Source organism: uncultured Phascolarctobacterium sp., assembly GCF_934190775.1.
GTDB lineage: Bacteria > Bacillota > Negativicutes > Acidaminococcales > Acidaminococcaceae > Phascolarctobacterium_A.
Window position 1 is genome coordinate 37,999 of sequence record NZ_CAKPTG010000001.1, and the last position, 23,204, is coordinate 61,202.

The 23,204-nt window shown below is 47.6% G+C and carries 19 protein-coding genes; 4 read left to right on the forward strand and 15 right to left on the reverse strand.

Annotated features, from left to right (window positions below; all coding sequences use genetic code 11):
• Positions 1–61: 61 nt before the first annotated feature.
• From Q0G26_RS00140 to Q0G26_RS00155, 4 genes are all read right to left on the reverse strand, one after another.
• Complete coding sequence (locus Q0G26_RS00140; protein WP_293827385.1) at positions 62–991, reverse strand: WYL domain-containing protein; 930 nt, start codon at positions 989–991, stop codon at positions 62–64.
• A complete protein-coding gene (locus Q0G26_RS00145) occupies positions 978–2,213 on the reverse strand; it encodes a WYL domain-containing protein (protein ID WP_293827388.1) in 1,236 nt (411 codons plus the stop codon). The genes Q0G26_RS00140 and Q0G26_RS00145 overlap by 14 nt, the downstream gene beginning before the upstream one ends.
• Positions 2,214–2,332: 119 nt before the next feature.
• Complete coding sequence (glmS, locus tag Q0G26_RS00150; RefSeq protein WP_293827391.1) at positions 2,333–4,162, reverse strand: glutamine--fructose-6-phosphate transaminase (isomerizing); 1,830 nt, start codon at positions 4,160–4,162, stop codon at positions 2,333–2,335.
• A gap of 822 nt (positions 4,163–4,984) precedes the next feature.
• The gene (locus Q0G26_RS00155; RefSeq protein ID WP_293827394.1) at positions 4,985–5,509 is read right to left on the reverse strand and encodes a hypothetical protein; all 525 of its coding nucleotides are present in this window, start codon (positions 5,507–5,509) and stop codon (positions 4,985–4,987) included.
• 222 nt (positions 5,510–5,731) lie between these two features.
• On the opposite strand from Q0G26_RS00155, the gene Q0G26_RS00160 reads away from it, so the two are divergent.
• Genes Q0G26_RS00160 through Q0G26_RS00170 form a run of 3 tightly spaced genes read left to right on the forward strand, consistent with a single transcriptional unit; the run spans position 5,732 to position 9,205 of the window.
• Positions 5,732–7,129, forward strand: coding sequence for a hypothetical protein (locus Q0G26_RS00160; protein WP_293827396.1), 1,398 nt, complete (start codon positions 5,732–5,734; stop codon positions 7,127–7,129).
• A gap of 12 nt (positions 7,130–7,141) precedes the next feature.
• Positions 7,142–8,410: a hypothetical protein gene (locus tag Q0G26_RS00165; protein ID WP_293827398.1), complete on the forward strand. Its 1,269-nt coding sequence runs from the start codon at positions 7,142–7,144 to the stop codon at positions 8,408–8,410.
• Between the two features lie 24 nt (positions 8,411–8,434).
• Entirely contained in the window at positions 8,435–9,205 is a 771-nt protein-coding gene (locus Q0G26_RS00170; protein ID WP_293827400.1) for a hypothetical protein, read from the forward strand.
• 330 nt (positions 9,206–9,535) lie between these two features.
• On the opposite strand, the gene glmM is transcribed toward Q0G26_RS00170, so the two are convergent.
• From glmM to Q0G26_RS00200, 6 genes are all read right to left on the reverse strand, one after another.
• On the reverse strand, positions 9,536–10,876 hold the full coding sequence (glmM, locus tag Q0G26_RS00175) for a phosphoglucosamine mutase (protein WP_293827402.1): 1,341 nt from the start codon (positions 10,874–10,876) through the stop codon (positions 9,536–9,538).
• A gap of 257 nt (positions 10,877–11,133) precedes the next feature.
• Complete coding sequence (locus Q0G26_RS00180) at positions 11,134–12,738, reverse strand: FAD-dependent protein (RefSeq protein WP_293827405.1); 1,605 nt, start codon at positions 12,736–12,738, stop codon at positions 11,134–11,136.
• A gap of 6 nt (positions 12,739–12,744) precedes the next feature.
• Entirely contained in the window at positions 12,745–13,677 is a 933-nt protein-coding gene (locus Q0G26_RS00185; RefSeq protein ID WP_293827408.1) for a CdaR family protein, read from the reverse strand.
• On the reverse strand, positions 13,674–14,513 hold the full coding sequence (gene cdaA / locus Q0G26_RS00190; RefSeq protein ID WP_293827411.1) for a diadenylate cyclase CdaA: 840 nt from the start codon (positions 14,511–14,513) through the stop codon (positions 13,674–13,676). Before cdaA ends, Q0G26_RS00185 begins: the two co-directional genes overlap by 4 nt.
• A 48-nt stretch (positions 14,514–14,561) precedes the next feature.
• The gene (gene lepA / locus Q0G26_RS00195; protein WP_293827413.1) at positions 14,562–16,361 is read right to left on the reverse strand and encodes a translation elongation factor 4; all 1,800 of its coding nucleotides are present in this window, start codon (positions 16,359–16,361) and stop codon (positions 14,562–14,564) included.
• Positions 16,362–16,516: 155 nt separating this feature from the next.
• On the reverse strand, positions 16,517–16,891 hold the full coding sequence (locus Q0G26_RS00200) for a MerR family transcriptional regulator (protein ID WP_293827416.1): 375 nt from the start codon (positions 16,889–16,891) through the stop codon (positions 16,517–16,519).
• A 192-nt stretch (positions 16,892–17,083) separates the two neighbouring features.
• On the opposite strand from Q0G26_RS00200, the gene rpsT reads away from it, so the two are divergent.
• The gene (gene rpsT, locus Q0G26_RS00205) at positions 17,084–17,347 is read left to right on the forward strand and encodes a 30S ribosomal protein S20 (RefSeq protein WP_021720869.1); all 264 of its coding nucleotides are present in this window, start codon (positions 17,084–17,086) and stop codon (positions 17,345–17,347) included.
• Between the two features lie 307 nt (positions 17,348–17,654).
• Here the strand turns inward: rpsT and Q0G26_RS00210 are convergent, their stop codons facing one another.
• From Q0G26_RS00210 to Q0G26_RS00230, 5 genes are all read right to left on the reverse strand, one after another.
• Entirely contained in the window at positions 17,655–19,370 is a 1,716-nt protein-coding gene (locus tag Q0G26_RS00210; RefSeq protein ID WP_293827418.1) for a radical SAM protein, read from the reverse strand.
• A gap of 75 nt (positions 19,371–19,445) precedes the next feature.
• Complete coding sequence (gene pap, locus Q0G26_RS00215; RefSeq protein WP_293827421.1) at positions 19,446–20,921, reverse strand: polyphosphate:AMP phosphotransferase; 1,476 nt, start codon at positions 20,919–20,921, stop codon at positions 19,446–19,448.
• A gap of 37 nt (positions 20,922–20,958) precedes the next feature.
• The gene (locus Q0G26_RS00220; protein WP_293827424.1) at positions 20,959–21,537 is read right to left on the reverse strand and encodes a hypothetical protein; all 579 of its coding nucleotides are present in this window, start codon (positions 21,535–21,537) and stop codon (positions 20,959–20,961) included.
• 14 nt (positions 21,538–21,551) lie between these two features.
• A complete protein-coding gene (gene floA, locus Q0G26_RS00225) occupies positions 21,552–22,559 on the reverse strand; it encodes a flotillin-like protein FloA (RefSeq protein ID WP_293827426.1) in 1,008 nt (335 codons plus the stop codon).
• A gap of 4 nt (positions 22,560–22,563) precedes the next feature.
• Positions 22,564–23,037 carry an NfeD family protein gene (locus tag Q0G26_RS00230; RefSeq protein ID WP_293827429.1) on the reverse strand — a complete coding sequence of 158 codons (474 nt, stop codon included), beginning with the start codon at positions 23,035–23,037 and terminating at the stop codon, positions 22,564–22,566.
• Between the last annotated feature and the right edge of the window lie 167 nt (positions 23,038–23,204).

Here is a 23,204-nt window from a genome sequence, read left to right on the forward strand (position 1 = left end):
CCGGTGGTTTATAATAAGGCTTCGGCATCAAATTAGCTTCTGGCAGATGATATTTTTGCTTTTACTTATCTGCCTGCAGCGCCAGCTGCTTCTGCAGCCTTTTGCGCAGCAGCTCAATGAAGCTGGCAGGCTCCTGCACCTGCAATAACGGTCCGAAGGACAGTATACGGATAACCATCTCTATTGCATCACTTTTATCGTATGTCAGATGCAGCTTATAATGCTTTTCATCAAGACGCTCCGTTGTCTTTTCCAAATGCGAAAAATGCAGCATCGCCCTCTCCAAAGCATTGCGTTCATCCGTCAGCAATGCAGTAAGCTTGCATCGCTCCGGTGCCTTCTGCTCACAAATCTCTGCATTTGCCGTCTCTAGCAGCTGACACTCTTTGATACGCGCAACATTCACATAATGCAGAGAGCTGCCACACACCGCTTTTAAGCGAAACTTATCGTCCTTCGCTGAATATTCTATTTGCATTGGCAGATATCTTTTTCGCATGTTATCGTTTTTGTTGTTGATAAAGCTGATTTCCACCCTGCGTTTTTCGTTTATAGCCTGCAGCAGCAGGCGAAAATGCTGCTTGTACTGCGGATCATCATAAGGATCACCGTCATTATAACGATCAAAATATACAAACTGCTCCTGGCTGAACAAAGGCTCTACATCCTCAAGGCCAGTACAATCTACATCAAAAAGCTGCATCCGCTTATCGCTCAGCAAGGTTTTCAGCCAGCGCCGTTGCAGAATTGTCAGAGGCATCGTCGGAGTATGCTGCAGCGGTGTAGTCATATTGCTTTGGAGCAACGGCCACTCGCAATCCTTTAATGATTTGGGTATTGTCAGATAGCTGTCGCCAAAGGCCTGCTCCTGCACAATCCGATTTATTTTTTCTGTTGTCAGCTCACCCTTTTGCGCCTGCTCCAGAATAAAGCCGACAACCCTAAAATAGGTGCCGTATATTTCGTTAAAAAAGCTGTCACTGCTTTTCATCTGCTGCCTCCTCTTGATAATAAGACGCCATTTGCTTCAAATCCTCAAAGAAAAGCTCCTGGACATTCTTGTTGCTGCAGCTAAAGGCTGTAATACGCCCGATGAAGGTGCGTATCCAAGGCAGCAGCTCACGTGCGTCATAGACAACAATACTGAAGCGATAATGCTCGGCATCAAGCTGCTCCACAGTGCCGCTGCGCTTTTCACGTTCCAGACGCTGCACAATAAACTGCTCGTCAGGTGCCACCTCTACCGTGAAGCTGATTTTCTCCAGATTGCCAGCGCCAAACAAGCTTACACCCCAGATATGTGGTGCCGCTTTCTGTGCCAGCTGCAGATAATGCTCATAATCCTGCTCTTTCTCTTTTACCTCGACACGCTCAATACGGTTCAAGCGATTAAAAACCAGCTTTTGGTCAGTAAAGCTGTAGCCCAAAAGGTATTGCCTTCCAGTCCTGGTGCTGCAATAAATTTTCAAGGGACAGACAGTTTGCTGATCTTTCTCCCATCTGTAGATTGTAACAGACTTCTTATCATTAATCGCCACCAGCAGCTCGTATAGCAGCTGACTATCCATTGTATATAAGATAAAATGATGCTTAAAATTAAAAACATCACAGTCCTCAGCAAACTTATCCAGGATATAGGAGCCTACCTCTCCTAAAGGCGCCGCCTCAGAAAAAAAGGCACAGGCCAGCTGCCAGCTGCGCCAATTAACCTTATCCTGCTGCAACCGGTACAAATTTCGGCGTCCTTGCTTCACTATTTGCAACAACCCCAATTCAACATAATCATTAAGCTTGTTGCGCACTGTTTTAGCGTCCGGCTGATGCATATTGTTGCTGAAACAGTTAAAATAGCGGTCGCTAAGCAAATTCTCCATCTCTGCTACAGAATAAGCCTGCCCGTCCGCCAGAATATCCAACAGATAAAAATGCAAAGTGATGTCTATATCGGTAAAGCTTTTAGCCTTCCAGCTTTTATACAAAGGATTGTGACTTATATCTCTGCTATTAAGCGAAATCTGATAGGCTGTGCCAGCTACATCAGGATTAGTATCCATATATTCATCTAGCCAGCTTTGTATGCGCCGACGCTCATCATCATAACTACGTTGACTTTTATCATTAAAATCCTGCCGTGTTTCAAAACCGTATACATAAAAACGCCGCATCATACTCCTGATATCACCATATTTTTTGGAAAGCTCATTATAAGCCATCTGCTCCCCGCTCCCTTCCAAACCAATATACTATTAGTATACCACAAGCAGGCAACTATTTTTTTCTTACAAAAACAGCGTAACAGATTTTTGCATCCGTTACGCTGTTAATTTATTTTTTATTCAACTGTTACGCTCTTGGCGAGATTACGCGGTTTATCAACATCACAGCCGCGAGTCAGCGCCGCATAGTAGGCCAGCAGCTGCAAGGGCAGCACTGCCATCAGCGGTGCCAGATATTTATCCGTACGCGGGATGTAGATAACATGGTCCGCATATTTTTCCAGAGAGGTGTCGCCCTCAAAGCCGATAGCAATAACTACAGCCTCGCGCGCCTTAACCTCCTGCAGGTTGCTGACTGTTTTATCATATACATCCATCTGCGTTGCCAGTACGATTACCGGCACCCCGGAAACAATCAGCGCCAAAGTACCATGCTTCAGCTCGCCTGCAGCATAAGCCTCCGCATGAATGTAGGAAATCTCCTTCAGCTTCAGCGCACCCTCCAGCGCTACGGCATAATCAAGGCTGCGTCCCAGGAAGAAGGCGTCCTCACTGCTACCGTATTCACGCGCAAACACCTTAATCTGGTCCACGTTTTCCAGCATTTTATGAATCTGCTCAGGCACAAAGGTCAGGCCCTGCACCAGCTCCTGCTCACGCTCGGCACTCATGCTGCCGCGCAGACGGCCGACATAAATTGCCAGCATCAGCATTGCCAAAAGCTGTGTGGTGTAAGCCTTGGTAGATGCTACGGCAATTTCCGGACCGGCATAGGTATAAACAACCTGGTCTGCCTCGCGTGCAATAGAGCTGCCGACAACATTGGTAACCGCCAAAGTGCGGGAGCCAAGACGCTTAGCCTCACGCAGAGCTGCCAGCGTATCACTAGTCTCACCGCTCTGGCTGATAACAATCGTCAGGCTGTTGCCGTCAACAAGCGGGTCGCGGTAACGGAACTCGCTGGCAATATCCACCTCAACCGGTACACGCGCCAGCTGCTCCAGATAATATTTGCCGACGATGCCTGCATGGTAAGCAGTACCGCAGGCCACAATAAAGATTTTATTGATATCTCTCAATTCCTCTGCTGTCCAGTTCAGCTCGGGAAAACCGATGGTTTTTGCTTCCGCATCAAGACGACTGGTCATGGTGTCGCGCAAAGCCTTGGGCTGTTCATAGATTTCCTTCAGCATAAAATGCTCAAAGCCGCCTTTTTCCGCTGCTTCGGCATTCCAGTTAACGACAAACACCTTCTTGCTGATGGGAGTGCCGTTGATATCCTGCACCCAAACACCGTCTGCCGTTACCGTAGCGATTTCGCCGTCACTCATGATAAAGGTACGGCGCGTATGGTTGATAATTGCCGGGATATCGGAAGCGATAAAGTTTTCACCCTCGCCCAGACCAATAATCAGCGGATTATCCTTTTTGGTGCAGATGATTTTATCAGGCTCATATTCGCACATAAACACCAGACTGTAGGAGCCTTTGATGAGCTTCAGCACCTTTTTGACGGTTTCTTCGAAATCACCATCATATTGGTCCGCCATCAGATGAGCTACAACCTCACTGTCTGTTTCAGACAGAAATTCATGTCCCTTAGCAATCAGCTCTTCCTTCAGGCCAAGATAATTTTCAATAATACCGTTATGGACAACGACAAACTTGCCGCTGCTGTCCGTATGGGGATGCGCGTTGCGATCCGACGGACGGCCATGTGTTGCCCAACGTGTGTGACCGATACCAACATTGCCCACAGGCATATGGCCTGCCAATTTCTGACGCAGTGCATCAAGACGGCCTACGCACTTTTCCACACGGATTTTGTTGTTTTCATAAACAGCAATGCCGGCAGAATCATAACCACGATACTCCAGCTTGCTCATGCCATCAAGCAGAAAGGGAGCAGCTTCGTGATTACCAATATAACCTACAATTCCGCACATAATAATGCCTCCTTAAGTTTTCTTTGCCCTTTCTGCCGCCGTGCTTTTCTCTCCCCCGTTACCGGAGGGCTTTGTACACGGTTTGCGGCCTGCAGCCAGCCGTGAGGCATCCGCTGACTAATCGATAACCTCATTCCTCGTCCACCGCCTGAGCGGTACATGCGCTTACATCCTTCACTGTCTGCTTTTGGCAGCAAAGACAAGGCTCTGCTGATTTATGAGCAAACAGACAATGAGCCGCGCAGGCAGGCAGTCCCACGCGGCACATCCTCAGACTAATTTAATTTTACAATATGATGACTGGCAGGTCAAGAAAACATTCCTTGAACTTTTCTTGCCTGCAGGCGCTTCATATAGTATAATCCCATCTTTGACAGTTGAATTTTGTTTTTTATATTCGTAAGTCCTAGATGTGATAAGGGTTTGAGCAGCTAAAAACAGCTTTTTTTATGTGGGAAGTTTAAGTAATAGTATAAGACGTGAGGGATTTGTGAATTTAATCAGAACGGTTGTCAAACGCTTTACTTTGTGCTATCATAGAAATAGAAAAGGTGCCGCCGATAGACGGTTATCCTTGAACATTTAGTTATAAAAAATAACCGCTTGTTTTGCAGACTGGGCGGTTATTTTTTTGCGTGAATTTGACCTAGCGCATAACCTAGAGCGAATCCTAGAGCTACTGAAGTCAGACATAAGCCGAGAACAGAGATAAGATTCTCTGCTCAAAAAATTGAGCCCATAGCGTACAAACGCCCAACTATTACTGTTTGGTAGTAGTTGGGCGTTCTTTTTTGGCATAGCTGTTGTTGTGTATTTGCTTTATCAGGAGTACAAATATGCTCCACCTGTTTTTTCCAGGATAAGGTTTTCGATGTCATAAACGTCGTAATATCGCTTGCTTATGCAATAGCTGACAATTTTATCGGCGATGATGTCGTTAGATAAAGAGTAGCCTGCAATGTTGAGCATTACTTCTGTTTCGCTGTTATTTAGTTCCAAAGCCAGGCATAAGCAGAGAATCGTACTCTTGCTGGGTTTATAGCCGGTGTCCTTCATGCTGCGTATTTTCGAAAAAACTGTTTTGGAGACGTGCGCTTTTTTATAGAGCTCGTTTTCTGCGATATCTTTTGCCTCGCAGTATTTGATGATAGAAGGATAAAGGTCGCAGGGAGTGTCGGAAAAGCTTTTGACGATGTTTTTAATAGTCCTTAATGGCAACAAGGGCGGCGTGTATCCCAAGTCGGCAAAACCATGACAAGATGTATCATAGGCTGTAATAATATAGTTGGATATTATTTCCAGATAGTTTTCTCTTAAATTTTCTATTACGCGTTTGTCGTTCGTCATAGTGCGGACCTCCAAAAAGTTTCTTGCAAAGAAACCAAAAAGTACTGCTTATAGTGTAACATATAAGCAAGAAAAGATAAAGTGAGAAGAACATAACAGTGTTAAAAAGTAACTGTACATTTTGTGAAGATAAAAAAAGACATTTGCTTGACCGGGGGGGCAGAGAGATATAATGAAATCGTATTAACAGCTTGTGATTTTAATAGAAACGGAGTTGAAAGCATGGCTGAAAATAAAACAACGCAGAAAACAGTCGAAGATGTAATGTTAGGTAAAACTATAAGTGAAAGTGTTGAAGAAGTTAACGCTAAATACAAAAAGCCTGATACCTATACTGGCAACAGAAAATTATTTGATGACGCTAAAGCTAAGATTGGTATTAAAAAATCAGCGTTTGCCAATGGAAAAGTTAAAGATCCTTACACTGGAAAAACTTTGTGTTTAAAAAAAGAAGAGGCAGAAAAACAGTTTGGCACGAACTGGTCTAAACATCTAGCTGAAGCCGACCATAAATGTCCATTAAAAAAAGTATTTGACGAAAATAAGGAAAATCCTTGGAATACTAATGAAGATATTAGAAACGTAGCTAATGATAAGGATAATTTAGAAGTTGTTTCTCGTAAGTTCAATAATGCTAAGCGCGATAAGACTAACGAAGAATTGATAAATGACAAAAAATATCTTCGCGATAAGGATTTGAAGATTAATAAGCAGAATAGAGATGAGGCAATAGAGAAGGGAAAACTCGCTAAGGAAAAAATAGACCAAAAGCTGTCTGATAAAGCTTTTGATAACTGTACTAAAGAGTTTCATAAAGCTGGATTGAAAACAGGTGGAGCTACTGGTGGGGCTACTTTAACGGTATCTGGAATCATTAATATTATAGCAGTTATTAAAGGTGAAAAAACACCTACTGAGGCTCTTAAAAATGTTGCGAAGGATACTGCTTTAGCTACTGTTAAGGGTTATGTAATTGGTGGTGGAACGACAATAGTTGCTCATCAGCTGGAATCAATGTTCATGAAAAGCTCATCTCCGTTTTTGTCTGGATTAAACAAAGCCAATTTACCTATTGCTGTTATAACTGCTGTTAAGGTTACAGCTGATATTATGGTTAAGTATGCCAAAGGAGAAATAAGTACGTCTGAATGTATTTTACAGCTTGGAGAACGAGGAACTAATATAATGGTTGCCAATTATACGGCTGTTGTTGGACAGATGTTAATCCCCATACCATTTGTAGGCGCGGCGGTTGGAGCGATGGTTGGTTCAGTTTTAACAAGTGCTTATTATAAAGAATTACTTTCAGCAGCAGAAGCTGCTAACTTGGCAAAGGAGGAATATGCAAAAATAAAAAGAGAAACAGATGCTGCGATTAAATTGCTTAATCAAGAAACAGAAGAGTTTGAAAAAGTTACCCAAAAGCTGTTCAAGGAAAGAGCAGAAGCTATCAATGCCGGTTTTAAGGATATTACAAAGGCTACTATGGATAACGATTTTGAACTCATGGCAAAAGGCTTAGAGCGAATTTCTAACTCGTTCGGGCGCAGTATTGGATATAAGACTTTTGCTGAATTTGATGAGATGATGAAAAATCAAGATGTTGCTTTTGAATTGTAAGGAGGAATTTATATGCCGTTACCATTAATCCCTGTTGCAATAGCTTTGGCTGGTACTGTCGGAGCTGCTGTTAAAAAAGCTTGGAATGCAAGCGATATGATGGACGAAGCAAAAAAAATAGCTGATGATGCAGAACATAAAGTAAAGTTATTAGACGAAGTTATAAATGACCGAAAAGCTATTGTTGAACAAAATTTGACTTCTTTAGGACAATTAAAATTAAACATTCTTTCCGGTAATATCCATAGTTTCGTTGATGAATTTTCTAAGATGAAGAATGTAAATTTTAATGATAGTATTGGTATAGATGAATTAAGAAACTTTAATCCTAGCAATCAGGAGTTTATTCAATTAAAAACGGCCTCTTTGAATGCTGTTGAGATAACTAGTGGTATTGGCGGCGCTACTATAGGTGGTTTTTTAGCTGCTGCTGGTGCTTATGGAGCGGTAGGTTATTTAGCGACTGCTTCTACCGGGGCGGCAATTGGCGGCTTGACTGGCGTAGCTGCTACTAATGCTACCTTAGCTTGGCTTGGTGGTGGAACATTAGCTTCTGGTGGTTTAGGCATTGCTGGTGGTACGGCTGTTTTAGGAGGTTTGGTAGCAGCCCCGGCATTGTTGATTGCTGCCTGGTGGTGGGAATGTAAGGCAGAAGAGGCTTTGAATAACGCTAAAGCATATAAATGTAAAGCTGAAGCGTGGATTGCTAATGGCAATAAAATAAACAAATATTTAAAAGCTGTAACTGCGCGTGCTGAGCAGATAGAAGCCTTGTTAGCAGACTTTGATAGAATGTTAGCAGAACAATTGGAAATCATGTTGAAAAATTTGCGAAAAAATCAGTCTTATGATTGGAATGACTATAGTGTTAATGACCAAAAACAAATTGCTATAACTGCTCTTTTAACTAAAGCTATCAAGCAAGTTATTGATACACCGCTTCTGTATGAGGATGGAACTTTAGCAGATGAAAGCTCTTTTGTAGAAAAATACCGTACAGCTGGCTATAAAGGTGTAGTTGATACTAAAACTAAAGTAGATAAATTGTTCAGTTGTTTTTCTGCTACTCCTAAGCTTAACAAAGAACTGATAGGTCGTACCTTATTATTAAAAAAAGACACGGTGTGCTACGAAAAAGATAACTCTGGCAGTTTTACGATTAAAGCTGGTGAATTTGTAAGAGTAACTGGTATTGTAGGAAACAGGTATCGTGTTTATTACCAAGCAGGACATTTATTTGGTTATTTGAAGAACATAAATGTCAAATCTAATGATGAATAATGAGTTATTGCAGGAGAATTAGTTATGAGCAAGAATGAAAGAATTACTAAGATATTACAGAATATAACCGCTGTTGATGATTGGCGATTGCTGGCTGCTATCTGTGGCTATCCTTATCCTAATTATGCTCAATTTGAAGAATCAACGTCTTTTTCTAAGGCAGAGGTTTTGGAAAAGACAATCAAAGATAATTATAAAAGTATAGTTAGCAATATGCTTGGCGAATGTGAGTATTGCGATATTTTGATGGATGTAGCCAAAAGATTAGAAGTTCATAATCTGCTTAAACTATTTCATAGTGAAGTTGATTATGAAATTCTTGAAAAGCAAGTAATAGGTAAATATATAGAGCGGTTAAAGTTGCGTACAATAGAATCTAAAGGATATAAGGCATGGCTTCAATTAGAAAAAGATGCTTTAATTAATGTGAAAAAAGCATACGAAAGAGATCTTCTGTCAGAATATGAGTATTACGAAATAACATCGCCGACATACGATTTTGTTGATAAAATGATGACAGGTCGTATGGATGGATTTGTTATGTATTTGCTCATTTGCGGATTGATAGATTTTGAGAATATGTTGGATGCTTGTAGAAAATTAAGATATTTAGAGATTGATCCTTGGCTCGTCACAACAATAGCTGCGCCGTCTATTTTTACAAATCCTATAGATGATATACGTAAATTAAAAGACAAGAATGATGCTAGATGGGAAGTAGCTATTGAAACAGTAGTATTTTTGTCTATTTTAGCTTTAAAACAAAAATATGCTGAGACACTGGCGGAACTGTGAGGTGACACCTTATGCCAGACAACAAAATTTAAATCATGATTGGCGGTATGGCCTTCTTGCTCCCTGCGGCACCTTTCCTCGCATTAGCAGGTATCGGGCTGATTGTTGTTGGTTGTATAATTTATTCCGTAATCAAGAGTTTTGATGAGTAGAAGATTTACTCAAACTTCCCGTGTTGCCCTTCAAAATTAACTGTTAAAAATAACCGCTAGTGTAGGAGCTGGGCGGTTATTTTTTTGCGTTTTTCAAGAAAATATACAAAAGCAGACCATTGCATCCGAAAATGATGTAAAGGTCTGCTTTTAATCTTTATTCAGCAAGAAGGCCTGCTTATGCCAGCTCCTTAGTTACAACGTCGGCAATAGCGTTGGCAATCTGCTCCAGACGCTCCTGCTTCGGTCCTTCGGCCATAATACGGATTAAAGGCTCAGTGCCGGAAGCACGTACCAGAATCTGGCCGTTTTCGCCCAGCTCATCCTGATATTTTTTGATTACTTCCTGAATAGCAGCCTTTTCTTCCCAGCCGTTTTTATTCTTCACGCGTACGTTCAGCAGAATCTGCGGGAATTTAGTCATCACACCGCTCATCTCAGACAGAGACTTGTTGTTGCGAACCATTGCGCACAGCAGCTGTACAGCAGTCAGAATGCCATCACCGGTTTTAGCGAATTCGGAGAAAATGATATGGCCGGATTGCTCGCCGCCGATAGAATAATTGTGCTTGAGCATCTCTTCCAGTACATAGCGGTCACCAACAGCAGTTTTGACAGTCTTGCCGCCATGAGCCTTCATAGCCTGATGCAGACCAACGTTACTCATAACAGTGGTTACCAGCATATTGTCATGCAGCTTGTTGCGCTTCATAAGCTCCAGCGCGCAAATCAGCATAATCTGGTCGCCGTCCATAGCCTCGCCGTTTTCGTCAACTGCCAGGCAACGGTCAGCATCACCGTCATTAGCAATACCTACATTAGCGCCAACCTCACGAACCTTTTTCTGCAATGCTTCCAGATGAGTGGAGCCGCAGCCGTTGTTGATGTTGATACCGTTAGGCTCGTTGAAAATTGCCACAACCTCAGCACCCAGACTGCGCAGGATAACCGGTGCAATTTCACTGTTGGCACCGTTGGAGCAGTCCATAACAATCTTCAGACCGTTCAGCTTAGCATAAGCAGTGCTCAGAATATGCTTAATGTACAGTGCAGACAAATCCTTTTCGTAAATAATCTGGCCTACGCTGCTGCCGCTTACCGCCTGAGTATAATCAATCGGTGCAGCAACGATAGCTGCAATTTCGTCCTCTACAGCGTCAGGCAGCTTGTGGCCTGTCTGAGAGAAAAATTTGATGCCGTTGTCTTCAAACGGATTGTGAGAAGCAGAAATTACTACGCCGGCATTAGCCTTAACCTCACTGGTCAGGAAGGAAACTGCCGGAGTAGGCATAACGCCCAGAAGATGTGCATTACCGCCGGCGCTGCAGATACCTGCTGCCAAAGCGCTTTCCAGCATTTGTCCGCTGCGGCGTGTATCTCTGCCGATAATAATTTTCGGGCAGGAAACCTCGCGGCCAAAGTATTTTGCGGCAGCATAGCCCAGCTTAAAGGCCAGCTCCGGAGTAAGCTCTACGTTCGCCACACCGCGAACACCATCAGTACCAAATAATCTTGCCATTTTTGTAATAACCTCCCTAATGTTAATGCGTTTATATGTAAGTTGGGAATTGTTGAGATTTATCAACAATAACAGAAGATAGAGGCTCCCCTTGGGGGGAGCTGTCACCCTCAGGGTGACTGAGAGGGGTTGGTACTCGCTATGCTTACCAACAGCGCTATGCTGAGCGCTCCCCTCTCCGTCATCGCTACGCGATGCCACCTCTCCCCAAGTAGAGGCTATTTCTCAATATAATCTGTATTACTCTCCAACCTAAATTACTTCATCGGCGCGAATCTTTCCATAATCGCGCGCGCCACATGATAGCCGTCAAGCGCGGCGCTCATAATACCGCCGGCATAGCCTGCGCCTTCGCCGCAGGGGTAAAGCAAATCATGCGTCAGCGATACATAGCTCTGTCTGTCGCGCTCGATGCGGACCGGCGCCGAGGTGCGTGTTTCCACGCCCGTCAGCAGCGCTCCGCCGTCGGCGTAACCCGCCAGCTTGCGTCCGAAGCTCGTAATGCCCTCGCGCAGAGTATCCGTAACGTAGGCAGGCAGCACCTTGTCTAAGCTGCAGGCCGTCAGTCCCGGACGATAGCTTGGCTGCACCAGACATTCCAAGGACGGAGTGCTGCGCTTCAAAAAGCTGTCCAGATTTTGTGCAGGCGCATCATAGCTGCTGCCTGCCGCCGCATAAGCAAGCTGCTCATAGCGGCGCTGGAATTCTACGCCTGCCAGCGCACCCTCACCAAAGTCCCGGCTGTCCACATTCACTACCAGCGCGCTGTTGGCAATGCCGCTGTCACGCTTAAACATGCTCATGCCGTTGACTACTACGCCGCCAGCCTCCGAAGCGGCAGCAACCACCTGACCGCCCGGGCACATGCAGAACGAATAGGCTGTGCGTGTTTTATCCTGCGTATGGTAAACAAGTGCGTAATCCGCTGCGCCCAGCAGATGATGTCCGGCAAAGCTGCCGTACTGCGCCCTGTCAATCAGCTCCTGCGGATGCTCGATGCGCACGCCGATAGCAAAGGGCTTCGCCACAATACCTACGCCCCTGCGAGCCAGCATAGCGTAGGTATCGCGCGCGCTGTGACCGCAGGCCAGTACCACGGCTCCTGCCGCCAGTCTTTCGCCGCCATCAATGATTACGCCCTGCACAGCATTATTTTTAATATCCAGATCAACAACATGCGCATCATAGCGCACGCTGCCGCCCAGCTCCGCAATACGGCGGCTGAGTCCCTGTACCATCGCACGTAGCTTATCCGTTCCTACGTGCGGCTTATGCTCGTACAAAATATTTTCCGGCGCGCCTGCATCTACAAACAACTGCAGGATTTCGGCCATCATAGGATCGTTCACACGCGTAGTCAGCTTACCATCCGAAAAGGTGCCTGCACCGCCCTCGCCGAACTGTACATTGGACGCGAGGTTAAATTCTCCCGTCTGCCAAAAGCGCTGCACATCCTGCACGCGCTGCGCCACAGGCTTGCCGCGCTCCAAAAGCAATGGCTTATAGCCATGCTCCGCCAGCTGCAGTGCTGCCAAAAGTCCCGCCGGACCGGCGCCGATAACCACTGGTGGTGCGCTCAGCGGCAGCGTTCCCAGCTCCAGCGTCGGCTGCTGCTGCTCCTGATATTGTGTAATATCACGGTCCGCCAGCAGGCGCTTTGCCTGCCTGCCGCCTGTTTCAACCTCTGCCAGCACATGGTAGTTGAGGCAGATGTCATTTTTCTTGCGCGCATCCACTGCCTTGCGTACTATCTGCACACTGCCCAAAGACTCGCGCGGTATACCGCATTTGCGGCACACCGCCTGCTCCAGCGTCTGCTCCTGACGCAGGCTGATACGCACATTGTTAATTTTCAGCTTCATCTAAAATTAATTCTGCCTTTCTACCGATATTTTTATCTGCACTGTACGTCTTTCAGGAATTACCTTTTCCGGCAAATCAAGCTCAGCTGCAACAACAGTACTGCCATTTATCTTGCTTACATCCACCGGCTTGGTCTTAACATCCTTCAGCTCCTTCAGCACAGACGGAGGCGCAGTCACACGGATGCTCTCCGGAGCGATCTCGGTCTTAGTAACAACAACTCCGGCAGGCAAATCACCGCTCATAACCAATTTCACCGGAATATCCAGCGAGTGCATCTGGCTGACCATATTAGCCTGCACCATAACACGCTCAGGGATAATTCTCATATTAGGAATATCGTAACCGTCATCACTCACGGCAACCAGCTCACTTTCCGTTTGGAAGCTGCCGGTATGATTGCTGATGTCAATCGGAGCAACAACGCGGTTGACCTTATCAATACGATGTGTTGCGCCACGCAGCGTAACCTCCGCCGGAGTAATTATACTGTTGCCAATAGTCATATCACCGTTCACAGCTCCCACGATACGCGTAGTAACAGGAACCTTTTTCTCGCTTACCGTATCCACATATACGGAAACCTCCTTAGGCGTTACAGATACAATCTCGCCGCCGGAGTAGGTTACCGTAATCGGCAGACTCTGCTGACCTTCGGTTATATTTTTTAAATTGATAGAAGCATTGATTTCGGCACTCAGATTATCGGAACTCAGCTTGGCACGCGAACCGCGCACCTTTACCAGAATTTTATCAGGTGCATTGAAAACCATCATATTCTGCGGCAGATTTCTTTGCTGCAGACGCACCTCGATATTACGCTCGATTATCGGGTTCTGATCTGTCATTACATATACCCACAGGCCACAGGCCATGAGCAGACAGATAATCCTTGCCAACAGGTTTTCCTTACGCGCCAGCCTTTGCAAAAATCTCATTTTTTCTCACCGCCCCACAAGCTCTTGATTTTATCAACCAAAGAATTCTTAACTGCTGTATGCGGACGGAAAATTGCCGTGCGCAAAATTTCCTTCACATCATCCACCGTCAGGTAACGCATCAGCTCGCCATTGCGGGCAATAGAAATCGTACCGGTTTCCTCACTGACAACAAGAATCATCGCATCAGACTGCTCGGACATACCGATAGCGGCACGATGGCGGGTACCAAGCTCCTGGCTCAGATTACGGTTTTCCGTAAGCGGCAGCAGGCAGCAGGCAGCAACAACGCGGTTGCCGCGGATAATAACAGCGCCGTCATGCAGCGGTGTATCCTTAACAAAAATGTTCTGCAGCAGTCCAGAGCTCACCAGACCGTCAATCGGCACACCGGTTTCGATACGCTCTGCCAGACCGGTAGCACGTTCAAAGACCATCAGCGCGCCTACCTTGTTTTTGCTCATCACCTTAGTGGCGTGAGCAACGGCATCCAGCATTTCCTCCAGCTCCTGCTCGTCCAGCTCACTGCCCTTATGAAACAGCTTGCCGCGACCAATCTGCTCCAAAGCACGGCGCAGCTCCGGCTGAAAAACAACAGGCAGGGCAACCATGATCACCGTCATGCTCTTTTCCAGCAGCCAGCTGATAACATGCAGATTCAGCCAGCGGCAGATAAGCGTAAAGCCAATCAGCACCATGAGGCCCTTGCCCAGTGTTGCGGCACGGGTGTTTTTCAGCATCAGGAACAAACGGTAAAGAAAATAGGCAACGACGACAATATCAATAATATCCAAAAAGGTGATTGTCGAAAGCAAGCCTTGCAGTTGTATCATCATAATTGCATTGCTCCTATCTATCAGACACTATCGACCAGGCGCTAAGCCTTAGTCCATTTTCAGAATCGCCATGAATGCCTCCTGCGGCAGCTCTACACTGCCAACCTGCTTCATGCGCTTTTTACCTTCCTTCTGTTTTTCCAGCAGCTTACGTTTACGGCTGATATCGCCGCCATAGCATTTCGCCAATACGTCCTTACGCATTGCGCGAACGTTTTCGCGGGCAATAACCTTGTTGCCGATTGCTGCCTGTACCGGAATTTCAAACATCTGGCGTGGAATCAGGCTGCGCAGCTTTTCAACCAGCTGACGGCCGCGAACGGTAGCAAATTCCTTATGCACAATCGCGGAAAGCGCATCGACAGGCTCGCCGTTCAGCAGGATATCTACCTTCACCAAATCGGAATAGCGGTAACCGGAAAGCTCGTAGTCCAAAGAAGCATAACCGCGGGTAGCGGATTTCAGACGGTCAAAATAGTCAAAGATAATCTCACTCAGCGGTAATGCGTAATGAATCATTACACGGGTATCATCAAGATAAGTCATGTTATCGTATTCACCGCGTTTTTCCTGGCTCAGCTCCATAACAGCACCGACGTAATCCTTCGGCACAATAATGGTCGCATTAACGAAAGGCTCCTCAACATGGTCGATAACAGTCGGATCCGGGAAGAGGGACGGGTTATCTACCATTTCAACGTCGCCGTTGGTGCGGAACACCTCATAAATAACGTTCGGTGCGGTAGTAATCAGGCTCAGATTATATTCACGCTCCAAACGCTCCTTGATAACGTCCATGTGCAGCAGTCCCAAAAAGCCGCAGCGGAAGCCAAAGCCCAGCGCGGTAGATGTTTCCGGCTCAAATACCAGAGAAGCATCGTTCAGCTGCAGCTTTTCTAAAGCATCACGCAGGTTATCGTAATCAGAATTCTCTACCGGATACAGACCGCAGTATACCATCGGCGTAGCCTTGCGGTAACCAGGCAGCGCTTTTTCGGCAGGATTATCGGCATCGGTTACGGTATCGCCTACGCGTGCATCCTTAACGTTTTTAATGCTGGCAGCAAAGAAGCCTACCTGGCCTTCCTCCAGCTCATCAACATTGACAATGCCGGGCTTAAAGTAACCGACCTCGGTAACATCAAATTCCGCACCGGTTGCCATCATGCGAATCTTCATGCCCTTGCGCAGACGTCCTTGCATAATGCGCACATATAAAACTACGCCCTTGTAAGCGTCAAATTTGGAGTCAAACACCAAGGCCTTCAGCGGCGCTTCCGCGTCGCCCTGCGGTGCCGGTACGCGCGCTACGATTGCTTCCAGCACGTCCTCGATGCCAATGCCGGTCTTGGCACTGCACAAAACTGCGTCGGACGCATCAATACCGATAACGTCCTCGATTTCTTTTTTAACATGCTCCGGGTCAGCACTCGGCAAATCAATCTTGTTGATAACCGGGATAATCTCCAGATCATTATCCAGCGCCAGATAAACGTTAGCCAGCGTCTGCGCTTCAATGCCCTGAGTAGCGTCAATAACCAGCAGTGCGCCCTCGCACGCTGCCAGTGCACGCGAAACCTCGTAGGTAAAGTCTACGTGGCCCGGGGTATCGATAAAGTTCAGCATATACTCCTCACCATTGCGCGCCTTGTAAATGCTGCGCACAGCCTGCGCCTTGATGGTGATACCGCGTTCACGCTCCAAATCCATGGAATCGAGAATCTGCTCCTCCATCTCACGCTTGCTCAGCGTTCCTGTATATTCAATCAATCTGTCCGCCAGGGTAGACTTGCCATGATCTATATGGGCGATAATAGAAAAGTTGCGAATGTGATTTTGTTCAATCATAAAATACTCTTCCTGCTCCTTCATTAAAATGTATTGTTTCAGGCCGTTTTTGGCTTGAGCCTGTTTTATTAGTACTAATTATTATACCATTATACGGCAAAGCCTGTAAACTAAAAAGAGAGACAGCTCGGTGCCATCTCTCCTAGTACTGCGTTTTATTTCAGTTTAGTGTCCTCAAATTCAACGCATTTGTAATAATTGTCGATTTTATAATTCAGCTTATCAAGCGTTTCCTGCATCTGCGCCATACGCTCCAGCAGCTTGGCGCGCTCCTCGATTAAAATTTCCTTGCGTGCCGCCCTTGTTTTGTCGCCCTGCTGAAACAGCGCCACATATTCAATCAGGCTTTCAACCGAAATACCTGCTGCACGCATGCATTTGGCAAAATTTACCCAGTTGCAGTCCGTTTCGGTGTAGTCACGAATGCCGCTTTCGTTACGGTTCACAGCTGGAACCAAGCCGATACGCTCGTAATAACGCAACGTATCCGCTGTAATGTCATACATTTTGCTTACTTCGTTTATTTTCATCTCGCTAACCTCCTGCCAGAATTGCTTTCATACTTCCTGCTATTATTTTAACATTTGGAGTCAGCTCCAGGTCAAGCGTCCGCAAAATATTTTTTACAGGAACAGGCAGGCATATTTGTGATTTTCTCTTGCATAATGCTCGCATTCGTGGTAGAATAATGCAGTACAAGAAAATTCAGGAGGTGAAATTCGTTGCCGAACATTAAATCTTCCATCCGCAGTGTAAAGACCGACGCAGAACGTCGTGCTAAAAACGCTCCGATTAAAGCAGCTCTCCGCAATGCTTCCCGCAAAGTAGAAGCTCTGACTAAAACCGGCGCTAAAGAAGACGCTCAAGCTACTATGGCTACTGCTTCCGGTTTGCTCGATAAAGCAGCTCGCAAAGGCATTATCCATAAGAATGCTGCAGCTCGCAAAAAATCCAGACTTGCAAAGAGAATCAACGCTATGGCTTAATTCTTACAAGCTGACCTGCTCTGAAAAGAGCAGGTTTTTTGCATTTCAGGGATAAATTGGGCAATTCCTTTATATCTCCCCTGCAAGGGGAGGTGGCTGCAAGCATCAGCGAGCAGACGGAAGAGTTGTTACCACTTCACGAAGCAGCAAAAGCTGTATTCCTCAGCATCATTATAGCGTAAAAAAGCAAAAGCATCCCCACACTTTTACTGCAAAAAGTGTAGGGATGCTTAATTTTTTACTGAATTCGTCATTTAAGCCATTTTTTTAGCGGCAGTTATTTCACAGTCCAAGCCGCACGCCCGCCTTACTCCCGACAGACACCGCAACGACGGCAGCCGTCAAAGCACATCGGCGTAAATTTGCCGCTTTCGCTGCGCTGCAGCTCGGCCGCAAGATATTCCTGCGTTACGCCCATATCAAGATGCTGCCAGGGCAGCGGCTGGCCTACCTGCAGCTCGCGCTCCGCCAGCTCCTCGGCATCCAAGCCCTCCTCCTTCAGCACCTGCTTCAGGCTGCGGCCTTCCACATGCGCCTTCAGCAGCGCTTCGCCGATACGTCTGCTGCCACGCGCCAGCACGGACTGCACAACGGTTTCCTTCAGCGATTCGGTAATCAGCTTAATGCGCTTTTCCTTCTTCAGGCCGTCGCCCAAAATTTTGAAGCGCTTCTTCAGCGTGCGCACATTGCACAGCGGCGCCCATTGGTACGGCGTAAAGGGCTTGGGCACAAAGCCGTTGACTGAAATAACAAGCTCACCCTTGTTGCCCACTGCGTCCATTTTGGCACGCACGCGTTTAATCATCTCCACCGTTTCGACGATATCCTCGTCCTCTTCTCCCGGCAGACCGATCATATAATACAGCTTGATGTTGCGCATTCCGGCAGCAGCCGCCAATTCGATAGAATTATAAACGTGCTCCTCCGTAATGCCCTTGTTAATCGCAGCGCGCATCCGCTCGCTGCCTGCCTCCGGCGCTACGGTCATTGTGCGCTGGCCGCTCTGCGCCAACGCATGCGCAATCTGCTCCGTGAGCATATCGGCGCGCATGCTGGCCACAGAAAACGGTATCTTATGCTCTACCAGGTATTCCGTCAGCTCTGCCATCTGCGGATGGTCGGAAACGGCAGCGCCCATCAGGCCCACCTTTTTCGTGCGCTCGGGACGCTTGGCGATATCTGCCAAAATATTTTCCAGCTTACGCGGACGCGGCTTGCGGAAGCAGTAGCCTGCCATGCAGAAGCGACAGTGACGGCCGCAGCCACGCGCTACCTCGACGATAAACATATCCTCAAATTCCGTTCCGCTCGTCACGATAGCAGAGGTGTGCGGATATGCGTCGATATCACGCGCCCACTGGCGCGCAACCTTCGCAGGCGCGCCGTCCTGCGGCAGCAGGGCGGTAAACTCGCCCTCATCATCGTACTGCGCCGTATACAGGCTGGGAACGTAAACACCCGGCACCTGTGCCAGCGCCGCCAGACGCTCTTGCTTGCTTTCCTCGCGGTAGATGGTATCCAGAACGTGCTGCACTGTTTCCTCGCCCTCGCCGATAACAAAGGCGTCAGCCACAGCAGCCAGCGGCTCGGGATTAAATGTAGCACAGGGACCGCCGATAATCACCAAAGGCTCGCGCTGATTGCGCTCCGCCGCCCGCAGGCGGATATTGCCCAAATCAAGCACCGTCAGCAGATTATCATAATCCATTTCAAAGGACAGCATGACGAAGATAACATCAAAATCTGCCAACGGACGCTGGTTTTCCAGGCTCAGCAGCGGTGTTTTGCTTTTGATATGCTCCTGCTGCAGGCGTTTGTCAGGCAAAAAGAAGCGTTCACAGGCGCTGTCACCGCGCTCGTTAATCATCTGATACAAAATGTGCATTCCCAGGTTCGACATGCCCAAATGGTAGACGTTGGGGTAAATAAACGCTACCGGATGCCGTAAGCCTGGCGGATACACCTGCGCGCCGGTTTCATTTTCTCTTGTTTCTTTAATATAGTTTTTGATTATCCAGGACAAAGCATTTCCTCTCTGAGTATCTATAATGTATTAAGAAAATATCAGCGCAAGATTACGCTGATATCCTCTTGTATTTTACTGATGTTTTTCTGCCAATTTGCGTTCAAACAAATCGATAACTGTTTTCAAAACCTTTAAGCGGGCATAATATTTATTGTTGCCCTCAACCACAGTCCACGGTGCGTACGAGGTGTCGGTGCGCACCAGCATTTCGTTTACTGCTGCTTCATAAGCATCCCATTTATCACGGTTGCGCCAATCCTCGTCCGTAATTTTCCACTGCTTATTGGGGTCATTCTGGCGATCATTGAAGCGTCGCAGCTGCTCATCCTTGTCAATCTGCAGCCAGAACTTGGCAATGGCGATACCGTGCTCGCTCCACTGCGCCTCCATATCCTTAATCTCATCGTAGGCGCGTTGCCATTCCTGCGGCTTAGCAAATCCTTCGATGCGCTCTACCATAACACGACCGTACCAGGTGCGGTCAAAAATTGCTATGGTGCCCGGCTGCGGCAGTCTGGTCCAGAAGCGCCACTGATAATGGAACTGCTTTTCAACCACGTTCGGCGCCGCAATCGGGTGCACATGGAAGCCCAACGGGTCCAGTGCCGCCGTCAGTCTGCGGATAGCGCCGCCCTTACCGGCAGCGTCCCAGCCCTCAAAGCCGATAACTACCGAAATCTGCGCCTTGAACATTTCAATCTGCAGCTGTGTCAGCTTTTTCTGGTACTTTTCGAGCTTTTCCTTATATTCTTCCTTGGTAAGCTCCTTGTTGGCGTCAATCGTGCTCAGCACATCATAGGTTGCCGCGGTGCGCTTATCGGAAGCAGGCTCGGCAGGCATCTGCACAGCCTTTTCGATAGCATCCGCAATCTTGGTGAAAACCTCCAGACGCGCGCTGCGCGGATCATCGTCGGCAATCAGATGCCAGGGAGCGTTGACTGTATCAGTAGCCTCCAGCATTTTTTCGTAATGCGGCAAAAATTTATCGTAATCTTCGCTTTCATCAATCGCAGGATTCAGGTCACGCCACGCCTTGCCCAGTGTTTTGGCATTCTTGGCGATATTTTTCTTTTGCTGCTCCGGGGACAGATGCAGGAAAAATTTGAGCACGAGATAATTATCGTCCGTAAGCATTTTTTCAAAGTTGTTGATATGCTCAAAGGAAACAGCAGGATACTTGGTGTTATCCTCTTTATCCGCCAGCTCGTTGGCATTTTTCAGATAATACCAGCTACGATGATAAACAGCAATATGTCCTGACGCCGGCAAACGCTTCCAGAAAGCACTGAAAAACGGTTCCTCCTGCATTACGCCGCGCAAACGCACGCTGGAATAAACATTAAAGCCGCGGGCATCCATCTGCTGCATCATTTCGTTAATCAGCGCACTGCGGCGCGCTCCGCGCCAGCCCTCAAAAACGATGATAATCGGTCTTTTAGCGTCACGAGCCAGGCGCTGTGCCTTTCCCAGGCGTTCACCCAGCACATCCATCTGCTTGTTATAATCTTCCTTGGACACTTTTTTACTCAAATCCAGCTTTTCCAGCATTCTGCAACATCTCCTTACTGTTTGCGAGAATCTAAAATCAGCGCTCCTCATAGGGGTTGAGAGCGCGCGGTTTTCCTAAAACCTCTGCCATGATAATGCCGTTGACGAGCGCCGCATGCTTCAGCTTGACGCGCTTTTTCGCTGCAGGCTGCGCCTGCGCGTAGCGCGCATTAAACGCTGCCGCAGCAGCGTTCATCTTCGCTTCATCGTAGCTGTAATCACCGTGGGGATCGTAATAAACCTTCCCCTTGTCATGCACCAGGTCTTCGTTTTCGCGGTGAATCCTGCCGGTGTGGTCATGCATTGCTTCGCCGTCGCGGTGAACTCTGCTGTCGTCATCACGCCTTACGCGCGTTCCGTCATGCACTACGCCGCTTTCGCGGCTGTTTTGACGCTGGCGCGCCTGCGCCGCTTCCGTCGTCTTTTTCAGGCGGCGTTCAAATTCGGCAGCAAGGTCTTTAGGCTTAGCCTGCGCTTGCTGCTCTGCCTGCGTCGGCTGCGGCTCCTGCGGCAGCTCCTGCCGCTGCTGCCTGCGTCTGCGGCGTTTGCGCCTGTCCAAAAACACATTGGCCAGCATTACGATGACAAAAAGCAGAGGGATTAAATTATCACCCATAAGCTACACCTCGCTTATTTACTGCCCTCAGGCTTTTCCTCGCCCTCCGGACTTACCTCAGCAATCGTGCGGCGCATCTGCGTATCTGCCTGAATGTTGTTCAGGCGATAGTAATCCATTACGCCCAAACGACCGTTAGCCAGCGCCTCCGCCATAGCTGTCGGAACCTTAGCCTGTGCTTCCACAACCTTCGCCTGCATTTCCTGCGTATAGGCCTTCATTTCCTGCTCCTTGGCCACAGCCATCGCACGACGTTCCTCAGCGCGTGCCTGAGCAATGCGCTTATCAGCCTCCGCCTGGTCGGTCATCAGCGCAGCACCGATGTTACGGCCTACATCTACATCCGCAATATCAATAGAAAGAATTTCAAAAGCAGTACCTGCATCCAGGCCTTTATCCAAAACTGTTTTGGAAATATAGTCAGGGTTTTCCAGCACCTTGCTGTGGTCGGCGCTGGAGCCTACGTTAGTGACAATGCCTTCGCCGACACGTGCAATAATCGTTGCTTCGCCGGCACCGCCTACCAGGCGGTCAATGTTTGCGCGCACGGTTACGCGCGCCTTAACCTTCAGCTCAATGCCGTCCTTGGCAACAGCGCTTACTACCGGAGTTTCGATAACCTCGGGGTTAACGCTCATCTGCACAGCCTCCAGTACATTACGGCCTGCCAGGTCGATAGCACAGCCACGCTCAAAGCTCAGCTCAATCTGCGCTCTGTGGGCTGCAATCAAAGCATCAATAACGCGGTCAACGTTACCGCCTGCCAGATAATGCGCCTCCAGCTGGTTGACGTTGACGTCCAGGCCAGCCTTGTTGGCCTTAATCAGCGGCAGCACAATCTGCGACGCGGGCACGCGGCGCAAGCGCATACCGATAAGGTTGAAGATGCCTACGTTAACGCCGGCAGCAATTGCGGAAATCCACAGGCCCAACGGCACAAAGTTAAGAAAAATTGCTATACCGACAATGGCCAAAACTACTACAAAGCCACTGCCGAAAATCATACTGAATAATACATCCATAATGTCACTCCTTCGTTTGTTCTACAAAAATTTTGCTGCCCTCTACCCGCACGATAATCACGGGCGCAGACTTTTCGATATAATCTCCCTGGCTGCTCACATCAAGACGCTTGCCGTCCACCAGAATCGTGCCTGCAGGACGCAGCGTAGTCAAGGCCCTGCCTCTTTTGCCCACCAGCATGCTCCAGTTTTTACCGCCGGTGTAGCCTTCGCTGTTCTTTTGGCGCGTCCACAGCACAAAGGGATTATACTTGCTTTCTCTGGGCAGATACACGCACAGCAGGGTAATCACCAGCACCAAAAACAGATACACTGCCAAAAGCACCAGCGCCGCCCAGGCATTGCCGCCCAAAACATAAAAGCTGCCGACTGTCAGGCACACCATGCCGCTGACACCGAAAATACCAAAGCCCGGCACCACAAATTCTATCAGCAGCAGGACTATACCCGCCAGCATAAAATAATATTCCAATGGCATGACTGCACCTCCTCAACGCTTGTACAATTATAGTATAGCAGAGTAAAAGCATGAAGTAAATGTGAACGTACCCCTGCCTATAGAAGCGGGAGCTTCCTGCTTCAGCGAGAACAGCACCACTAACTCCGAAGAGTTATGGCGACTTACACTCTCTCCACAGGCGTAGA

Excerpts from the sequence above, each read along its gene's own strand:
- Q0G26_RS00185 (WP_293827408.1), bottom strand. The coding sequence starts at position 13,677 with ATGAGATTTTTGCAAAGGCTGGCGCGTAAGGAAAACCTGTTGGCAAGG.
- lepA (WP_293827413.1), bottom strand. The coding sequence starts at position 16,361 with ATGATTGAACAAAATCACATTCGCAACTTTTCTATTATCGCCCATATA.
- Q0G26_RS00170 (WP_293827400.1), top strand. The coding sequence starts at position 8,435 with ATGAGCAAGAATGAAAGAATTACTAAGATATTACAGAATATAACCGCT.
- Q0G26_RS00145 (WP_293827388.1), bottom strand. The coding sequence starts at position 2,213 with ATGGCTTATAATGAGCTTTCCAAAAAATATGGTGATATCAGGAGTATG.
- cdaA (WP_293827411.1), bottom strand. The coding sequence starts at position 14,513 with ATGATGATACAACTGCAAGGCTTGCTTTCGACAATCACCTTTTTGGAT.
- pap (WP_293827421.1), bottom strand. The coding sequence starts at position 20,921 with ATGCTGGAAAAGCTGGATTTGAGTAAAAAAGTGTCCAAGGAAGATTAT.
- Q0G26_RS00165 (WP_293827398.1), top strand. The coding sequence starts at position 7,142 with ATGCCGTTACCATTAATCCCTGTTGCAATAGCTTTGGCTGGTACTGTC.
- Q0G26_RS00140 (WP_293827385.1), bottom strand. The coding sequence starts at position 991 with ATGAAAAGCAGTGACAGCTTTTTTAACGAAATATACGGCACCTATTTT.
- floA (WP_293827426.1), bottom strand. The coding sequence starts at position 22,559 with ATGGATGTATTATTCAGTATGATTTTCGGCAGTGGCTTTGTAGTAGTT.
- Q0G26_RS00155 (WP_293827394.1), bottom strand. The coding sequence starts at position 5,509 with ATGACGAACGACAAACGCGTAATAGAAAATTTAAGAGAAAACTATCTG.
- Q0G26_RS00230 (WP_293827429.1), bottom strand. The coding sequence starts at position 23,037 with ATGCCATTGGAATATTATTTTATGCTGGCGGGTATAGTCCTGCTGCTG.
- Q0G26_RS00160 (WP_293827396.1), top strand. The coding sequence starts at position 5,732 with ATGGCTGAAAATAAAACAACGCAGAAAACAGTCGAAGATGTAATGTTA.
- glmM (WP_293827402.1), bottom strand. The coding sequence starts at position 10,876 with ATGGCAAGATTATTTGGTACTGATGGTGTTCGCGGTGTGGCGAACGTA.
- Q0G26_RS00180 (WP_293827405.1), bottom strand. The coding sequence starts at position 12,738 with ATGAAGCTGAAAATTAACAATGTGCGTATCAGCCTGCGTCAGGAGCAG.
- Q0G26_RS00220 (WP_293827424.1), bottom strand. The coding sequence starts at position 21,537 with ATGGGTGATAATTTAATCCCTCTGCTTTTTGTCATCGTAATGCTGGCC.
- glmS (WP_293827391.1), bottom strand. The coding sequence starts at position 4,162 with ATGTGCGGAATTGTAGGTTATATTGGTAATCACGAAGCTGCTCCCTTT.
- Q0G26_RS00200 (WP_293827416.1), bottom strand. The coding sequence starts at position 16,891 with ATGAAAATAAACGAAGTAAGCAAAATGTATGACATTACAGCGGATACG.